The 16631-nt window shown below is 40.1% G+C and carries 16 protein-coding genes and 2 pseudogenes; 7 read left to right on the forward strand and 11 right to left on the reverse strand.

Translation table 11 applies throughout. The features are described 5' to 3' along the window. Nucleotides 1-99: 99 nt before the first annotated feature. The 4 genes from M2408_RS12040 to M2408_RS12055 all read right to left on the reverse strand — a co-directional run bounded on the left by M2408_RS12040 (nucleotide 100) and on the right by M2408_RS12055 (nucleotide 2036). Nucleotides 100-273: a hypothetical protein gene (locus M2408_RS12040; protein ID WP_259182088.1), complete on the reverse strand. Its 174-nt coding sequence runs from the start codon at nucleotides 271-273 to the stop codon at nucleotides 100-102. Next, nucleotides 260-484, reverse strand: a complete 225-nt coding sequence (locus tag M2408_RS12045) for a hypothetical protein (protein ID WP_259182090.1) — start codon at nucleotides 482-484, stop codon at nucleotides 260-262. Before M2408_RS12045 ends, M2408_RS12040 begins: the two co-directional genes overlap by 14 nt. A gap of 382 nt (nucleotides 485-866) precedes the next feature. Continuing rightward, nucleotides 867-1271: a DUF5675 family protein gene (locus M2408_RS12050; RefSeq protein ID WP_259182092.1), complete on the reverse strand. Its 405-nt coding sequence runs from the start codon at nucleotides 1269-1271 to the stop codon at nucleotides 867-869. Between the two features lie 9 nt (nucleotides 1272-1280). Beyond that, nucleotides 1281-2036 carry a hypothetical protein gene (locus M2408_RS12055; RefSeq protein ID WP_259182093.1) on the reverse strand — a complete coding sequence of 252 codons (756 nt, stop codon included), beginning with the start codon at nucleotides 2034-2036 and terminating at the stop codon, nucleotides 1281-1283. Nucleotides 2037-2639: 603 nt separating this feature from the next. Here M2408_RS12055 and M2408_RS12060 point away from each other — a divergent pair. Further along, nucleotides 2640-2834 carry a hypothetical protein gene (locus M2408_RS12060; RefSeq protein WP_120257627.1) on the forward strand — a complete coding sequence of 65 codons (195 nt, stop codon included), beginning with the start codon at nucleotides 2640-2642 and terminating at the stop codon, nucleotides 2832-2834. 49 nt (nucleotides 2835-2883) lie between these two features. Here the strand turns inward: M2408_RS12060 and M2408_RS12065 are convergent, their stop codons facing one another. Then, complete coding sequence (locus tag M2408_RS12065; RefSeq protein ID WP_259182099.1) at nucleotides 2884-3912, reverse strand: hypothetical protein; 1029 nt, start codon at nucleotides 3910-3912, stop codon at nucleotides 2884-2886. Between the two features lie 353 nt (nucleotides 3913-4265). On the opposite strand from M2408_RS12065, the gene M2408_RS12070 reads away from it, so the two are divergent. The 3 genes from M2408_RS12070 (at nucleotide 4266) to M2408_RS12080 (ending at nucleotide 5949) form a co-directional block, all read left to right on the forward strand. Then, complete coding sequence (locus tag M2408_RS12070; RefSeq protein WP_259182101.1) at nucleotides 4266-4697, forward strand: hypothetical protein; 432 nt, start codon at nucleotides 4266-4268, stop codon at nucleotides 4695-4697. 94 nt (nucleotides 4698-4791) lie between these two features. Beyond that, nucleotides 4792-5352 (forward strand): hypothetical protein, encoded by a 561-nt coding sequence (locus M2408_RS12075; RefSeq protein WP_259182103.1) that lies wholly within the window; start codon nucleotides 4792-4794, stop codon nucleotides 5350-5352. Nucleotides 5353-5724: 372 nt separating this feature from the next. Next, on the forward strand, nucleotides 5725-5949 hold the full coding sequence (locus M2408_RS12080; RefSeq protein ID WP_259182104.1) for a hypothetical protein: 225 nt from the start codon (nucleotides 5725-5727) through the stop codon (nucleotides 5947-5949). A gap of 75 nt (nucleotides 5950-6024) precedes the next feature. On the opposite strand, the gene M2408_RS12085 is transcribed toward M2408_RS12080, so the two are convergent. The 3 genes from M2408_RS12085 to M2408_RS12095 are packed head-to-tail and all read right to left on the reverse strand — an operon-like array spanning nucleotide 6025 to nucleotide 12050. Beyond that, nucleotides 6025-7281 carry a TlpA disulfide reductase family protein gene (locus M2408_RS12085; RefSeq protein ID WP_259182105.1) on the reverse strand — a complete coding sequence of 419 codons (1257 nt, stop codon included), beginning with the start codon at nucleotides 7279-7281 and terminating at the stop codon, nucleotides 6025-6027. Nucleotides 7282-7300: 19 nt separating this feature from the next. Next, nucleotides 7301-8659 carry a RagB/SusD family nutrient uptake outer membrane protein gene (locus M2408_RS12090; RefSeq protein WP_259182111.1) on the reverse strand — a complete coding sequence of 453 codons (1359 nt, stop codon included), beginning with the start codon at nucleotides 8657-8659 and terminating at the stop codon, nucleotides 7301-7303. 10 nt (nucleotides 8660-8669) lie between these two features. Then, complete coding sequence (locus tag M2408_RS12095) at nucleotides 8670-12050, reverse strand: SusC/RagA family TonB-linked outer membrane protein (RefSeq protein ID WP_259182113.1); 3381 nt, start codon at nucleotides 12048-12050, stop codon at nucleotides 8670-8672. A 566-nt stretch (nucleotides 12051-12616) separates the two neighbouring features. On the opposite strand from M2408_RS12095, the gene M2408_RS12100 reads away from it, so the two are divergent. Next, nucleotides 12617-13183 (forward strand): hypothetical protein, encoded by a 567-nt coding sequence (locus M2408_RS12100; protein ID WP_259182115.1) that lies wholly within the window; start codon nucleotides 12617-12619, stop codon nucleotides 13181-13183. A gap of 100 nt (nucleotides 13184-13283) precedes the next feature. Here M2408_RS12100 and M2408_RS12105 read toward each other — a convergent pair whose 3' ends face one another. Next, nucleotides 13284-14510: a nucleotide-binding protein gene (locus tag M2408_RS12105; protein ID WP_259182116.1), complete on the reverse strand. Its 1227-nt coding sequence runs from the start codon at nucleotides 14508-14510 to the stop codon at nucleotides 13284-13286. 221 nt (nucleotides 14511-14731) lie between these two features. Here M2408_RS12105 and M2408_RS12110 point away from each other — a divergent pair, with 221 nt between their 5' ends. Together M2408_RS12110 and M2408_RS12115 are read left to right on the forward strand one after the other, a co-directional pair. Beyond that, entirely contained in the window at nucleotides 14732-15412 is a 681-nt protein-coding gene (locus M2408_RS12110) for a hypothetical protein (protein WP_259182118.1), read from the forward strand. A 124-nt stretch (nucleotides 15413-15536) separates the two neighbouring features. Continuing rightward, nucleotides 15537-15743: pseudogene (locus M2408_RS12115) on the forward strand (IS256 family transposase); the annotation flags it as partial. On the opposite strand, the pseudogene M2408_RS26355 reads toward M2408_RS12115, so the two are convergent. Further along, nucleotides 15721-15945 (reverse strand): annotated as a pseudogene (locus tag M2408_RS26355) (transposase); the annotation flags it as partial. The pseudogenes M2408_RS12115 and M2408_RS26355 sit on opposite strands and share 23 nt — an antisense overlap. Nucleotides 15946-16133: 188 nt before the next feature. After that, nucleotides 16134-16586 carry a hypothetical protein gene (locus M2408_RS12120; RefSeq protein WP_259182120.1) on the reverse strand — a complete coding sequence of 151 codons (453 nt, stop codon included), beginning with the start codon at nucleotides 16584-16586 and terminating at the stop codon, nucleotides 16134-16136. Nucleotides 16587-16631: the final 45 nt, after the last annotated feature.

Here is a 16631-nt window from a genome sequence, read left to right on the forward strand (position 1 = left end):
TCCACTGCTCCATGGCGAAGTTCTCCATTCCAACGAGCTAAAATCCAATATCATTTTTAAAAAAACAAGGCGCACCCAAACGGTGCGCCTTACCATCCATTATGGACGTCTTCGCTTACGATAGCGTCCCAGTAAACGACTGGTCGCAAAACTTACCAGTGTACCCAAAGCAGCCGTAAGGACCGTCTGCAGTACATCGCCCAACGAGATGCTGGCCCAGATGGAACAGATCGTTCCACTTATGGCTGATATACGAATATCATTCAGCTTCATCGGCTTTGCTCCTTTCCAGCGCTTCCTTCGAGCCTTTCTCTGTTATGCCGTCAGCCTCTGGCGGAGGCTCCTCCCGATCCAATACTGTCTCCACGATCCCTAGCCCCAAAGCCAGGTATTTTAATACATTCCCCACCTTATCCGGTAGTTTGACAGGCGCCGCCAGCACCAGCTGCAGCACCTGTCCTATTTTGTTAAAGATCTTTTTCATCCTTTTTGCGTTTTTCAATAGACAGGATGAGTGGTTGATAGCATTATATTCCGACTGCAAATTGATGAAGCCGAATGGCGTTAAGAATGAATTCTTGTTTGAACATCGTGAGTTTGAATTCATTTAGCCATTGGGCAATAGCAATTGCACCAAGGAATATAGCGGATGACCAATCATCCTGTCTTTTTTCTACCACCAACACACCTTCCGATAAACATGAAGGGCAAAGAATAGAAAATATAGCTTTCTGACTGTCAAGCTTTGACGGAATCTGGCGTAAATATGAATCACTGTCCGAGCGTAGCGAGTTTGATTCATATAGCCAGAGAACTAAAAAGATGACACAAAAGAAAGCCATGATCTATTCCCGCCCTTCCATGTATTATCGAATACTCAAATACACTTCATCCCCCATATCCCACAGGCAATACACCAGTGCTTTCAGCTTGGCCAGGGCATTTCCACTTCCGACACCCTGTCCCTCACCGGTTAGGCTGGTGACCGGAGCGATGCAGCCAAGCAATTCGTTCTTGGCATTATTAGCCGCGTGGATCAAGATTCCTTCACGGTTTAACACATGCGGGATACCGATCTGCTCACCATGCCGCTGGTAACGGACCTTCTCCAGTTTGTACTGACCGATCGGGATGCAGCTGATCCGCTTGATGTTATTGCGGTCAGGCAGCTCGATGGTATGGCAGATATGCTCACCGTTGTACGTCATCGTTCCATTTGTCCCCTCAGCCCCATATTTCCGGAGGAGCTTGAGGGTGTGTCTGTTGTTCATGACAGGTTATTATGGAATGTCTACGTCCACGATGGTCATCGCGTTATAAGGGTTGTTCTTGAGTGGATAGAATTCCCCGTTAACTTCCTGATACATCGAAATACCGACAATGATGTATACCACTTTTGCAGCATCTACGACCAATGGTGCCTGTAGTGTCTCCTCGACGTGCACACCAATCAGCGGAATGTAGCCCGATTTGACCATCACCGGACGCGGAGGTACTTCATCAGTACTCAGCTCGGCAGCGGCCAGTGTAAACAACATGTGCGTCGCCCCGTTCAGCAGCATGACATCATTTTGTGGGTTGAATTCTGGAATGATCAGTGTGGCCTCACCGGCGGTACGGTCATAGGTTGGTTCCAGTTTTTCACCCAGCAGCATTTTTAGGCTGCTGGCCTGGTTAAACTCAAAGCCCTTGAGCAATGTACTGTTTTCCTCCAGAAAGATACGCTCGCCACGTGCATTTGCCGAATCCGACTTTTGTATCCTGTGGATCAGCGACGTCAGCCTGTTGCGCATCGTATTGTCTGCAAATGTGCGCAGCAGATTATTCAGCTGAATACGTAAGAGTTTGGCGGTACCTGCGGCAGTACCAAATTCGGCCATATTTTCACGTGTTCGCTGAAAATTGGGATCCGTCTGGATCCGGGCCTTGTCCACACCGCCTTTCATGCGGACTTCATAACCGCGACTGCGGTGTTTGCTAAAAGAAAGGTCCCCGACCTTCCCTCTAAACTTGATTAAACTTTCTTGTTTTGCCATGATATTTAAGTTTTGATGACAACACAAAGATGATGAGCATTAAAACCCGCACTGTCCAAAATGGCCCGATATGGCCAACATGGCTTAAACAGTCAGTATTAGACTCGGAATGGCAGTATATGGCACTATTTGTCCATCATGTACTAGTATTTAAGTACTGTTGGTGTACCGCGAGTGTACTGAAAAGGTACCAATACCCTACCAAAAAGGTACTGGAGAGGTACTGAATAGCTACCAAAGAGTTACAGCAATCCGTAGACTGCGTGTAAGTAAAATGTGTGGGGATGGTAGCCTCCTGTCAATAGCTCCGTAGGATGATACCGGAGCAATAACCAAGATCAAAAAGGGGCTGATATTATCGTATGTAATAGATTAACTGGTAAATATCAAAATGTTGTTATACAAATATTTAAAACAAAATATGAATTGAATCGTTTAATGTAGAATTATTAATTTTTTTCTTAAGGGCTGTCGTTAAAAGTGCGCATCGTGCATCTACCGACAGAGAGGTATCCAGCTAACAGGAAAATCATGGTACCACCTATGGATTGTCTGTGGCATGACCATATTATGCCCCACAGCACTCCATCAGCCCAGATAAACATGAGCAAAAAATATCGACTTTGTATCAATCCAAAAGATGTTGCCCTGATACTCGATCTCAGTCCCAGGCAGGCACAGCGCAAATACCAGCAGGCAAAAGATGCCTATGGAAAGGCCAAGCACCAGCAACTTACCATACATGAATTTGCAGCATATTATGACTTACCCCTCGCAGAAGTTATTGAACGGCTTTAAGTACCTAGAGCCAACCAGGGAGCGGTCTTCCGCCCCCTTGGTTCTTATCCTATCTTGGATCCTCAATTATCCATTCTTCTCTTATTTTCAGTAGTCTATCGTAAGCCTCAGCCGGTACTTTCAACTGCTCCTGATCTATTCCAAGTAGCTGCACAATATAATCATTGCCCTCCTTGTATTGGTCTTTTATGGCCAGCTGTTGTATCAACAGCCCCCGACCGGCGCGGAAAAATAAATTAGGCCACAATTTTTCAATTTTTGCCAGCGAGTCTATATCAACAGTACCCTCCCGGCCATCCAGCAAACGTACATCGACCAACTTGGACTTGGCGGATCCTTCCTTGAGATGGAAATACGCAATCTGAGGTATTCTCACCCATTCATTGACAGCACCTATCATTACCTCAATCTGTTGGCTGACCTCTTTGAGACAAGCCTTCAATCTGTTTTCATCACTGCTCAAACGATCGTGATTGGCACGCAATCGTTGCTTCCGGTTTCTAAGTTCATTCAATTCCTGCTCATACTGCAACCGAAGCTCATGACTCTTTTTTTCCTCCGCTCGTATCTGCTCATCTTTCTGCAGAAGCCATTTTTGCATTACTTTTACCCGCTTTTTTTTATAGTTATTAATCTTTCTTTCCTTTCGAAAGGCATAATAAAACTGAACTATGATAAAGCAGAACATGACCACGACAAAATCCCGCTCAAAATAATCACCTTTTTGCAGATCTTGCCCAAATACTACTAAATAGACCTTGTAAACAATTCTTAAGGCCACAGCTCCCAAAACTAAAACGAGTAGCGCAAATTGGATCAGATAGCGTATTATTTCATTTTGCCCCAGAAATTTGTACGAATCAAGTTTGTATATGACGAATGCAACAGGGACTATCGCCAATAGCATTAATACCAAACTAAAAAGAAATATCAAAAGATGCTTTTCTCTGGTTATACTCGAAAATGGTGATTCTTTAGTCGTATAAAAGGTGATCAAACAAGATGAAATAGCTGCTAATAATAAAATTATCCACAAAGTTCCATACCAGGAGCGAAAGAAAGATTTAAGTGTTATCATAATAGGTTGACAATAAGATTAACCTCTAAGTTAATAATATGTATGATTACTTAAGGTAACGTTTCCTTTACATGTTATCATAGATTTAATTTAAGCCTTCGTAGACTTTGCAAATGCGTTTAAGTAGCATTCAAGCGTGTTTCATGCATATTTCGACGAAACCAATTTAGTTTTCGCCGATCTCGGCCTTTGTTTCCTTCGCTTTTTAGTGATTTGGTTTTAGATTCGCTGTTCGATCGAATTATAAAACTAATTTAAATTTTTAACAACGGTGCATACTAGTTGCCTGATGTATAGCCTAGGCATGCCGCTATATCTTTTGAGCACCAGCATTCACCGACAAACTAAACAGTATGAACAAATACACATTTGATGAGATGGGAGTCAGACAATGGCTCAGACAGTTGTACAGCTCAACAGTCGAACTCCAGATGATGGAGCAAAAGCTGATCCTGCTCTGCCTACGCAGCTGGCTTATGTCGCGCTTTGAACTTTCGGAGAGCCAGGTTGAGTATCTGATATCGCTGTCATCGGACTTCAAAAACAATCTTGCCCAAGAGATCGCCTTTGCCATCAACAATCAGGCAGACATCACTTTGGAAAAGCAGACCATTGAAAAAGCTGCCAGTACCCTTTCCCGAGATTCGGTCAAGGTGACGGAGTATGAGTCAAACAAGATCCAATCAGATACACCTGAGATACCAGTAGAATCTAAAGCAAATGAGATCTTCAGTCGCCGTTTAGAGGGGCATTTGATCGTCAGGATTTACTACACGCTTCTTTAGGTGATCTAAAATAATTCAACAAAACGCCATGGGCCATATCTCTCTCATGGCGTTTTTTCTTTTTCATGAACTATTCATTTACAACATATTAAAAGTGAATCGCTTTATCAAACATTTAAATGCACATTTCAATGTAGAAGATCCCTGTCGCCATGAACTGATCCGACATACTAAAGTACGCCAAGGTAAGCGCGGGCAGATCTATTGCCGGGAGGACGAGAGCCGTCCCTATTGGTGCTATATGCTCGAGGGTATGGTAGGCGCATATGAGCTTCAACTCAGAAAGCCCTATCTCCACTGGATCGCCACGGAAGGGCATTATTTTACCGGTACCAAGCACGAGTATAGTTTTAACAGTCAGGATCTGAATATTCAGTTTCTCAAAAAGAGTAAAATTGCCTGTATACCCTTAACAGTTTTGCAGGAGCTGCAAGACCGGTATCCAAGCATGCATCATTTTGTGAGTATCATGCGGCAGCGTAAATCAGATTTTTTCAATAAAAAAGGACTTATTATGGCCCAAGATTCCATGGCCAGATATGCAAAATTCAAGGAGCTGATGCCTGTGCTGTTGCATAGTCTTAACAATAAATTGCTGAGCCAATTTTTGTACATAGACCCAAAGACAATATATGAAAGCAAAAGAAATCAATAAAAGTTGAAATACTACCGTCAGACCCGATTTTTCGATTTTTAATGTCCTTTCCTTTGTAATAGACAACTGGGATAAAAATGCTAAACAGTAAAAAATCATAGGATTAAGGAAAATAAACAAATGAGTCATGAGCAATTTAGAAAAAGGTATTAAAAGATACCGACGCAAGTTTGCAGTCTTTCCCTCCATGGGTAAGGGAATAAAGACCACTTTAGTAATAAAAGCCTCCACAGTATGGAAGCTTTTATGTGGCCATCCTGTTACACACAAGATGATCAATTATAACCCTTATGAATATACGGAATATTCATATAACAAAATTAGGAACTTTAAATTTTATGGCTTTTAAATCATGTAAAAGCCGACATAATCATGAGTTGGTTCAACTTTACGGGTTCAGACCCTTCACAACCATCGCACTATACATTGGCCGGAGAAACTCCGCCGTCATGTGAAACACCGACAGAACAGATGTGTGCCCTTCAGGCGACAAATTCTGCAGGTTCACCAGTTATCACTGATGCATTGAAAAATGAAATCATTAATTCATTGCAAAATCAGGTAAATGGTCCAAATGTGCGATTAAAATTGCGATAGGAATATTGCTACGACATAAGCGTTAGCTAGCTAAGTAATAGGGTATGAAAATTCATACCCTATATTTTTTGCGCTCTACTCTATTTCTTCTATCACCAATACCTCCATCTCCTCCTCGCCTAGTACTGCTTCAATGCCATACGCTGCGAGCTGTGCGTTAAATTCCGACAGGGTTTCATAGGATGCAATCTGTATTTTTTCTTTGCTATTGACACGGTCTAAAACAGGTGGAAATTTTCCGCCTAGATCCGTCACGACCGCCAAGACTGCACTATTTTCATATACCATTCCTTTTGCAAGCGTATCTTTCGGGGTAGGCTGTACAGGACAGGACTGCAATATGAGACAGGGAATCTTTTTCATCGTTTTATACGATCGCATACCTAAAAAACTATGCAGGTCATTCAGCACCATTCTTGCCTGTACCGAATCCGGTCTTGATATTTTATCCAATCGTTCATAGGACAGCGCATGCTCCCGCGACCATACGCCTCCCTTAGCTTCAACATCTTGGTATTGATCCAGATTTTTAACCTTTAATACGAGTCTTTCCGGCCTTGGCACATAGTCAGCCGGACTTATTTTTGCCCAAATGAATTTAACGGCGCTACTGATCGAGGCATTGTAAAAAGAGGTTTTGATCATATTTGTCAGGCTGTCTTTTTTTATTTTTAAGGATTCGAAAGGAGCGCCGTTTTGATAACCAGCTATCCAAACACCATATTTAACAGGTCCAGTTTCCTCCTTGTTTCGTCCGATCAGGTCTCCCTTACCAAAATCATCCTTTAAAGGTAAGTCTATTAGTTCTTTTTTATGGAGCTCCAGTATGTTTTCTTCGGTCACTAACTTGCTGCTGGTTATCGCTTTCACCCCTCCTTTGTAAAGAAATACAACATGCGGGACACCTAGATGCGGGAACCGCTGTTTTAAATAAACATCGGCATAGATAACGGGCAAGTTGACCTTGTTTTCTTTAAGGTAACTGTTCCCGGCGAAGAACTTGTCGATGGTTGCTTTATCCTGCCAAGTTACACTGATGATCTGAACTTTATCTTTCAACTTGTCCTGTAGCTTTTGCAACTTGGGCATAGACTGTATACAAGTGCCACAATAGGTGTCAAAAAAATCCAATATTACCACTTTGCCTGCTAGCTTTTGAAGATCCAACGGTTTTCCTGTTCCGCGCATTTGCTGAATAGCACTGGGGGGTACAAAGGTATCCCCGATTTTTAAAGCCTCCTTGGATATTATATTTTCAGCAGTCTGTGCAAAGGTATTAATCGTCAGGATCAATAAGATAAATGAAACGAATAGTTGTTTTAAATGATTCATGTTTTAAAGTGTTAATTGTTTAGCGTAAGTTTTGAGGTATTTTCCCTATAAGGACTGCTGGCTCCGGTAACCGGAAAGCATATTTCCGACTATCAGGTGCCAAGCTATACGTTAGCCCTTGGATATTTCTTTGTATAGTTTTCTGGAATCTTGGATCCAGATTTAACCGTTTCAGGTCAGACCAACGCCTTCCCCGAAACAATAGTTCTTTCTGCCGCTCCTGCAGTATGGTAGATAATAGGATATTGCCATCAATTTCGGCCACTGCCGTAAAGCTATTTTTATCGAACCTATTTTTCAGCAATGCGTTTAGCGCAGCTAATCCTTCTTTTACCTTCCCGATACGGACGGCACATTCGGCTTTGATAAGATATATCTCACTTGTCGTTAGCCCTACAAAAAGAGTTGCCAAGGACTGATCATAATTACCTTTAAAACTATACGAATCTTTCGGGTAGTCGTTGCTCCTAAAATACAACTGCTTTCTAAGGTCATGAGGAGTATAACTAGCGTATAAATTGGAATCCACCAATCCATTGTTTAGACTCATAGGCCCCGCATTGTTCGCGATTGCGGCAAATAAAACCTCACTATTAAATCGTCCGATAGGCAGCTCGACACCCGTATTGAGATTATTAAAATCTATTAATTCGGCATGTAGTCTCAAACAAGAATCAGCATACAGATATGCATTTTCATATTCAGCCATATAAAGATAAGCTCTAGCTAGACCTGCATAAGCGCTTGCAACTGATGGCCGTCCGGGTATAGCCTCCTTTGTCGGTAATAAAGAGGCGGCAATTTTATAATCCGCAATAATCTGCTCAAAGGACTGCTTTAAATTCGCCCGCTCAGATGGTGTATCAATACCCGGATCGAGACGCAACGGGATGCCCATTTCCGTCGAAGCTGTTGCAGCATTGTAGGGCGGTGCAAACACCTCTGCCAGCTGCTGGAAAGCAAATGCCCTAAAGAAATGTGCAATTCCACTCAACTGCTGTCCTTTCTCACCTTTGGCCTCCTCTCCTAGCTTGCTTATGATTTCGAGCGCCTGATTGGCGTTAAAGACAGTTTTATAGGGGCCCTGCCACTGTGTTACATCAAAGTAAGGCTCATCTTTCCAGATATAAGCATTACGCTGATCCACGGTCATCATTCCATCAAAGGTTTCTGCAGTGACATAGTATTCGTCTGTGCCCCACTCGCCCACGGCAGGATATGCTGCATTCATCGTACTATAGTCATTGAGCAATAGCTCAGCATCATTTAAGCTTTTGGGGATTACCATTTTGATATCGGGCTTCTCTTCCAAAAAATTGCTACAGGCAGCCAACATCATCATGGTGACCATGCCAATAGAGAAATATAGTGTTTTCATAATGATCTGATTAAAAATTAAAACTTAGACCTAGCGCGGACATCATCGGATCAGGAATATTAAAGCCATACTCCGTATCAATTCCGAATTTATTAGCCCGCCATATCGTCCCCACGTTTTGTATATACCCATAGATCTTAGCATTGTGTACTTTGAAACGGGATAGCGACGGCAGGCTAACGGACAATTGAATATCGCGCAGTTTGATCTGCCCCCCATTCTCCAATAGAGCCGATGAGCGCATATAGACCTGACTGCCCAGGTCCGCCGGATATTTAAATGCTGGCACATCGGTATGTAGTTCATCTCCCGGTTTCTGCCAACGCAAGGCATAATCCGAGTGTCCGATATCACTATTTAAGAACAGGCTATTGTCAAATGAATTTCTCAAAAACTTATGTCCCAATTGGTAGGAAATATTCCATGACAGCTCCATTGTTTTATAACGGACGCTATTCCGCCATCCGCCTGTATACAGTGGTACAGTGGATCCATAGTTTTCAAGATCTCTGACATTAAGGCCCAATATCGCCGTATAGTCTTTGGAGATTTCGCCGTTGATATACGCACGAGGTTCACCCGTCCCAGGATCCAAGCCAGCCCATTTATAACCCAGCTGGCTATACAGATCCATTCCCTCGATAGGTGTCATGGTACCGGACTGCGCCGAACTGATAAAATCCTTTCCATTTTCATTTTGGACATATGATTTCAGCACTTTTGTGCGCGCGTATGAGAAGACCAGATTACTTGACCATGTCCAGTTCTTTTGCTGTAGCGGTATACTATTAAGGGAGATATCCCAGCCTTTGGTACGGATATTACCACTATTGACCATTAGGGTAGAGAAGCCCGTACTCGGGTCAATACGATCGGGGGCAATTAGGTCTTTCGCATTTTTAACATAGTACTCTATACTACCCGATAGGCTGTTATTCCGGAGGGAGAAATCAAGCCCCACATTTGTGATCCCTATCCGCTCCCATCGTAGTCTGGGATTAGGTGGCGTCATGATCATACCATAGTTTTGATTGGTCATATAATGTGCTTCACCTTGTATCGACATGATGGGATATGCTGAAACCGAATTATTCACATTGCCGTTATAGCCATAGGTAGCCCGGAGCTTTAGGAAGTTAAAGACACCATTAGCTATTAACGGTTCGTTTGACAAGATCCAAGCAGCACCGACAGACCAGAATGGCTGACCGCGATCGTTACTTTTCACCCCGAATAGATTTGATGCATCTTTACGAAAACTCCCGCTCAGCAAATAACGGTTGGCATAGGTATAAGCTCCATTGGCAAAGTAAGACACAAAGTTATTACGGAACCGCTTAAATACATTTACATCCGTTATCGTAGACGTTCCGAATAGACCATTCAACATGGGTACCTGAATGCCATATGGCACAGATTTAAATGCGCCGGTCTCTGGATCATAACCGCTGTATTGGCTTGAGGTTATCTTCTGCTCATTTTTGCGTACCTCCATACCGGCAAACAGCGAAATCTCATGTTTCTCATTCCATTTTTTGCTGTAGTCTGCTGTCGCCCTGCTCTGGTGGTTGTAGCTATCCCAGTTTACGATTCCCAAAAAGTCGCCTACCGGCAGATTCCAAGTGATCACATTGTTATTCCAGCTTGCGAACGAATTGATCTCATCCCGCTGCTGGAAGGTACTGATCCCCTTCCATATTTCCGTTGGATTCATCGTCCTTTGATATGCATATAACAAGTTTAATTTCAATCCAAAGTCGAAGGAATAACCTGCATTGATATTAGTGAAGAACTCACGTATCTGTTGCGTCTCCTTAGAGTCATTTAACTGGTCGAGTGGCACATAAGAATAGTCCAGTAGCCTACCGCCGGCTATCGTATCTCTGAATGTGGGATTCAACCCACTGATATCTACCGCTAATGGATTGCCATTTGCATCCGCAAGCCGCATATAAGGATAGTTCTTCACCCCTTTAGCCATACGGTTATAAGCTACCGAAAAGTATGAATTCTCGTTTTTGGAGTCTGTGTACGATAGACCAATATCCAAGATCATGTTCTTGACAGGTTTGATCTGCGTATTGGACTTTAAGTTCAGTCGCTTAAAGGAAGAAGTAACCACGTCGTTCAGGTTCTTATCATAGCCAACAGAAAATAGCGTATTTACTTTATCGCTCCCCGTCTGCAACTGGATATTATACTGCTGATTGACAGCCTGTCGGTAGATGTATTTCAGGAAATCGTCCCGGAGATCAGCAGCTTTTAATAGTGCAATTTGCTCGTTAAAATCTGCTTCAGATAGTGTGCCGTTCTTCCTAGCATACATTAACCATAGGACGGGCTGCGGGTTTCTAAATTTGTTTTTAAACCAGCTGTTATATTTGCCTTGATCAAAGATGTATTGTTGTGCATCAATATAATCTGAGCTACTCATCTGCGGGTAGTAATATAGATCGGGCTTTGCTTTTATACTGATATTCGAGTTAAACGAAAGCTTGGTCTGCTCATTGAACTTGCCCCTTTTGGTGGTGATCACAATGACACCATTTCCCGACTGGGCACCCCATATAGATGCGGCGGCGGCGTCTTTTAGTACGGTGACATTCTCAATATCATTTGGATTAATATTGGTAAAAATCCCTGGACCGAGTCCCGGATTTGAGATATCGTAAGGTACACCGTCGATAACAATCAAGGGAAACTTTTCAGAGAAGAGTGTGCTCAGCCCCCTCACATTTACATTTAAATAACTACCGCGGCTATTTCCGGTTTTGTTAGCGGTAAAGCCCGGCACCACATCCTCTAGCCTACTGACGAAATCAGTGGACACCTTTCGATTGAGCAGTTTATTGTCCACAAACTCAAAACTTCCGGTTGCCCTTTCCTTGGGAATCTTTTGGTATCCTGTGGAGACCACTTCTACCTCTTCGAGTTTGTTGTCTTCGGGTATCAATCTGATCACAAGATCGGCTCCAGCGGTGTAACTGACCTCTTGGCTTTTAAATCCGACATAGGTAAATCTGATCTTGCCTTTCCGATCCTTGACCAGTAGTTGAAAAGTGCCATCATTGGCACTTCTGATATGTAAATTCTCTACATCCACACGGATGGACACCCCTTGTAATGGCTTTTCATCTTGAGATACTACTAGCCCTGTTATTTCATGTCTATTTGGCCCATCTGCCCCGCTGTCCTTGCGGGGCGTCTGAGCCGATAAACTAAACATATGAAATACAGTAGCAATTACTAAAAGAGTCCTTAGGATTAGTAGTTCTCTTAAGCTATATGTTTTACTTTCGATACACGTAGGTTGTGCATTTATTAAATTTACATACTGGGCTGCCTGTTTTGAACAGGCAGTACCGATCCCAGTCCTTATAAAATTGTTCATTTTAAGGTTTTAAAATGGTCATAATTTTCCCCTTTCCTCGCGGAGACGCTGGATCAGGTCATTAGAATAACTCGTAAAAATGTTCCGATATAGTAGTCTATAATTGGTTACACAAAGCAGATGATATATTAACAATGACACTTTTTTCGGATGGTCATTAAGACCTCTAGCCTTAATGGAACTAAGGAGGATTGGGATTTTTTGAATGTTTGTTTTTAATAATCATAACTCACCTTTTAAGGTTATTTCGATGAGTCTCAAATAAGGTAAAAACGTGGGTTACTACCTTGCATTATTCCCCGGGTCTCACTCCTTCGAACTCAGCAGACGATAGTACCCACGCCTTTACCGTTGCTAATATAGCAAATAAAGGCATATGGGTGCAATCTATCGCTCTCGTGTTCGATTAAAATGTGAGACTTGGGAAACGAGACTCTTAAATTACACTAATAGACTTAATAAATTATAAGTCAATAAAATATTATAACAAATATAGGTATAAATATTTTACAATAAAAGTAAATTAATGATAATTTTTAGCGTAAATTTTTAACGGAATTTGTCTTATGACAAACCAAGACAAAATTTATAATGAGCGTTTGGCGAACAGATTGCGTGAAATTATGAATATTTTAGGAATGACAGTATCTGGATTTGCTGAATTTATTGGAAGAGATTCATCACATATATACGGTATTCTAAATCTTACTCGACCATTTAGCCATGCTTTAGCAGAGGATATCGGTAAAAAACTCAATGTAAACGGATCAAAAATACTTAACCTTAACGTTCCTGTTTCACAGGGTATTGCTAAAACAGAAAGTGTTCATGAATTTAAAAAGGATAAACGGAATAACCCAGAATATTTCTCAAGCACATTGATTGACAGGAGCATTGATTTATTTATTTCAAGAATTCTTATAAAGTCGGGTTTTCTAAAGGAGCCTAGATATTTGAATGAAATTGAACTTTTTGTTTGCTCCGAATATAAGAAAACGTTTACTAATGATCAGCTGTCCAAAGCTTTAAGATATTCTGTAAAAAAGGAAATTCTAAAAAGTACCAAAAGGCCAATTAAACTAAAAAATGGTGGTAAGGGCAAAAGATTGGTTGATGTGTATTGGGTTGATTAATCATGGCACCAAGCAACATCAATTGGAAATTATTGTCACATTTTACTTTACCTATCAAATATAGTGTTTACAGTTTTGAACTTTATTTGGGTTGACGGGATTAATATTCACTTTCGTAGGGATGATTGTCTTCGTTTTCGATAATTTGCTTACCTTCAATCTCTTTAATCCAATTTCTAAGATATATTGATTCCAAAGCATTGTTTGAGAAATACCTAATAACGTCTTCTAAAGGATCAATAAATGCACACCAGATGTTTCCTAAATTATCTAATGCAACAGCCGAAGCCATATTTCCATGTAACCCCTTAACTCCTCCCCATACAAATATTGTTTCGCTATTATCTGTATCTACATTCTCACCTATTAACTGAAAATTTTCAAGAAAAGTTTCCATAAATCGCCCCATCATTCTTTGTAATTCATTTAGATCTAATTCATCTAAAAGCCACATGTTAATGACTTGTTCAGAGTTATGTTTATATGCTCCTTCAAAGCTTGCTCCATGACCATGGAAACAACCACAGTCCCCCCCAACCTCTACATCAATCCACCATGAATCTCCAATAATTCTTCTTCTAAATAATATTGTGCAGTCTTCATTACTACATAAGCTGTTTATTCTTGCAAGAGCAGAATGAGGGGTCAAAATCTGCGCTCTTGCTTCTATTAAACCAGATCGTGCTCCGTCAAATAATGATAATTTAAATAAAAACGATTCAGATGAAACACGATATATGTGTAAATTTCCTCCTCTTACTTTAGTCTTAGACTCGATATTCCAATTACCCCACCAGAAAATTTTGTCTTTTTTTTCATCTGATTCTCCATAATGTCTTAGCGCAACTTTAAGAGTGTTAACTAAACTAATTACTACCTTTTCTTTTTCCTCAGCTTTAGATTCAATAGTTTCATCTAGTTTATACTGTAATATCCTCCTTCCTCTGAGATCGAATGGAAGCTTTTCAACATCACCAAATGCAGTATTCTGAATCATAATAATCCTGTCCCAACCTAAAATAGCTGATGCAAAGCCTAATTCAAAAAGAACATTGGGATTAGGTGTTTTCTTTCCTGTTTCTTTTGAATTTATAATAGAAACATCACAAATGAAAATATCAGAATTTGCTATTTTACCAGTAATTGATTCTACAATTGCCGGACTTCCTCCTAAACCAAATGTATCTCTATCAATAACGGTGTCTATAGTATATCCGCTATCTCCAGATAGAGTTTTAGCTGCTTTTTTTAGCGCATCTCCAATAAAAGAACGATTCAACTTATTATTTAAATCCGCTTGCCAGGAATAAAATACTGTACACTTCATAAAATGAATTTAATATGGTCTCAATAAACGCGTTAATAAATAGATTTACGACCACAATATAATTATAATAAAAATTTATATTCGTCCCATTTAATAATTCATAACATAAATATTTTGGCTTCTTTAATAATTATATTTGTGCTAGTAAAAATACCGAAACAAACTATATTTTATACTTAATAACAATTTTCAAAAAACCATAGAGTAACTGGGATCATTATATGAACATACTACTTAATATTGTTGATAATCCATATTTCCAAAACATTAGTAGCGGCATTGTTGGAGGACTTATTGTACTTGCTTTTCAACAGTTTAGCGATAGAAGAACAAAAAATAGAGAAAGGATTGAGAATTCCATCGTAGGAAAAAAAAGTCTGAAGATTTTGAGTCAAGATTTTCTATATCAGTATGAGCCAGGTAAAATAACAATAGCTAAATTAATCGAAGATTTTGGACAACCTCAACGGAAGTATTTCGATAATGAACACAATAATTATATTTTTGAATTTAGAAATGCCAAACTGGAAGTGATTAGCAGACCTAAAGACGAAAGTGTTATAGCGCTCACTGTTTTTTCGAGACTAGATGAAAAATATCCGATTAATTGTAGGCTATCATTTGAAGAAGAAGATCAGATTTTAGGTGAGGCAAAAATATCTGACAGTATCATTTCAAACAGTGTCCATTTTGAATCTTATCACACAAATTTAGGGTATGAGACTATAATTGGATGCTATAATTCTTATCGCCAAACTAAGCATTTAAGATACTACTATCAAATCAGTGGAAAATTTGACACTATTGAACAGGCTAAAAATGAAATCATTGTGCAAGTTTGCGTTACAGAGGATTCGGATATTTATTCTTTATTTAGTTATTACGATACCTTCTATAACTAAAAAAGTTGAAAATAATTGTATTCCAGAAAACTGAGTTGTAAGAGATAAGGGTAAAGATTATGGCGTGCTAAGTAGGAACCGTATTCAATCAACTGTAAAGGTATAGACGTATAAGACCACAAATCCGATTGAGGGAATACACGGTCAGATACGAAAGATTACTAAGTCCAAGGGAGCGTTTAGCTCCGAACAGGCTTTATTGAAGCTGATGTATCTGATTATTAAGGATATTTCTAAAAAATGGACGATGCCAATACATAACTGGGGCTTGACTATATACCAACTTTATATTAGATTTGGGGATAGGCTCAAACTCGAAAGAGGTTTTTAAGTTTTAATCCTATGACACAGTTGGTGTTACACTCCCACACTCCCGATATTTCTGAAGCAGAGATCTCTATTGCATACATTTCGGGTAAAAATTCAATTATCGCCCGTGTGCTCATTCTTTTGGAATACATGCTCAGTACGTTTCCCTCAAGCTGTTCAGTGACGATTAATTGTCTTTTAGGTACTACTTTCGGCTCAAACGTGTCGGATCTATCACTGCCTTAGAATTTAAGATCAAAATGATTAATTTTTACGGATATCCATAATTAGCCTAAATTACAATCAATAACTATTTTACCAGTTCACGTTACAGTCTCTTATCCATTCCTAAATCTAATTCAATTTTCAGGGGCTAGCTTGTTCAAAGATACCCGACTTACTGGTATAATTCCTAATTTTGACTACCTAACGCTGAACAAAACTCCTTATTTACGACCCTATTTCTCATTTTTTGCTTATTTCTAAAATGGCGCGAAATATTTTGAGTAATCTCCAAATAGTTGTCGGTATTATCATCCCTTTGCCAATAATAGGGTTTTATAGCTGCGCAGTTGTCATGTTCAAATATCATATTCAACAATGTTCTATCTGACAGACCACAAGAATGTCCCCAAATATAAACCACAAAAGAATCTGAATCTATTAAGTCAATTAGTTGTTTATAATTTGTATTATTAAAATACCCAAATGACTTTATATAGGTTAAGAAATCGTTGTTATTTGTCTTTTCCATTTCGAGATAATCAGCGTCTATCTCATCGCCAAAGCCGAAAATTATAGGATTTGTACGACGTTGTGTATATCGGTTATTCCGGGCCAAGCCTATCGCTTGAATATGGGCCACCCGTATCGGTGATTACGGGCCAACAATTATAAGATTATTTTTTCA

Source organism: Sphingobacterium sp. BIGb0165 (assembly GCF_024810095.1).
Taxonomy (GTDB): Bacteria; Bacteroidota; Bacteroidia; order Sphingobacteriales; family Sphingobacteriaceae; genus Sphingobacterium; species Sphingobacterium detergens.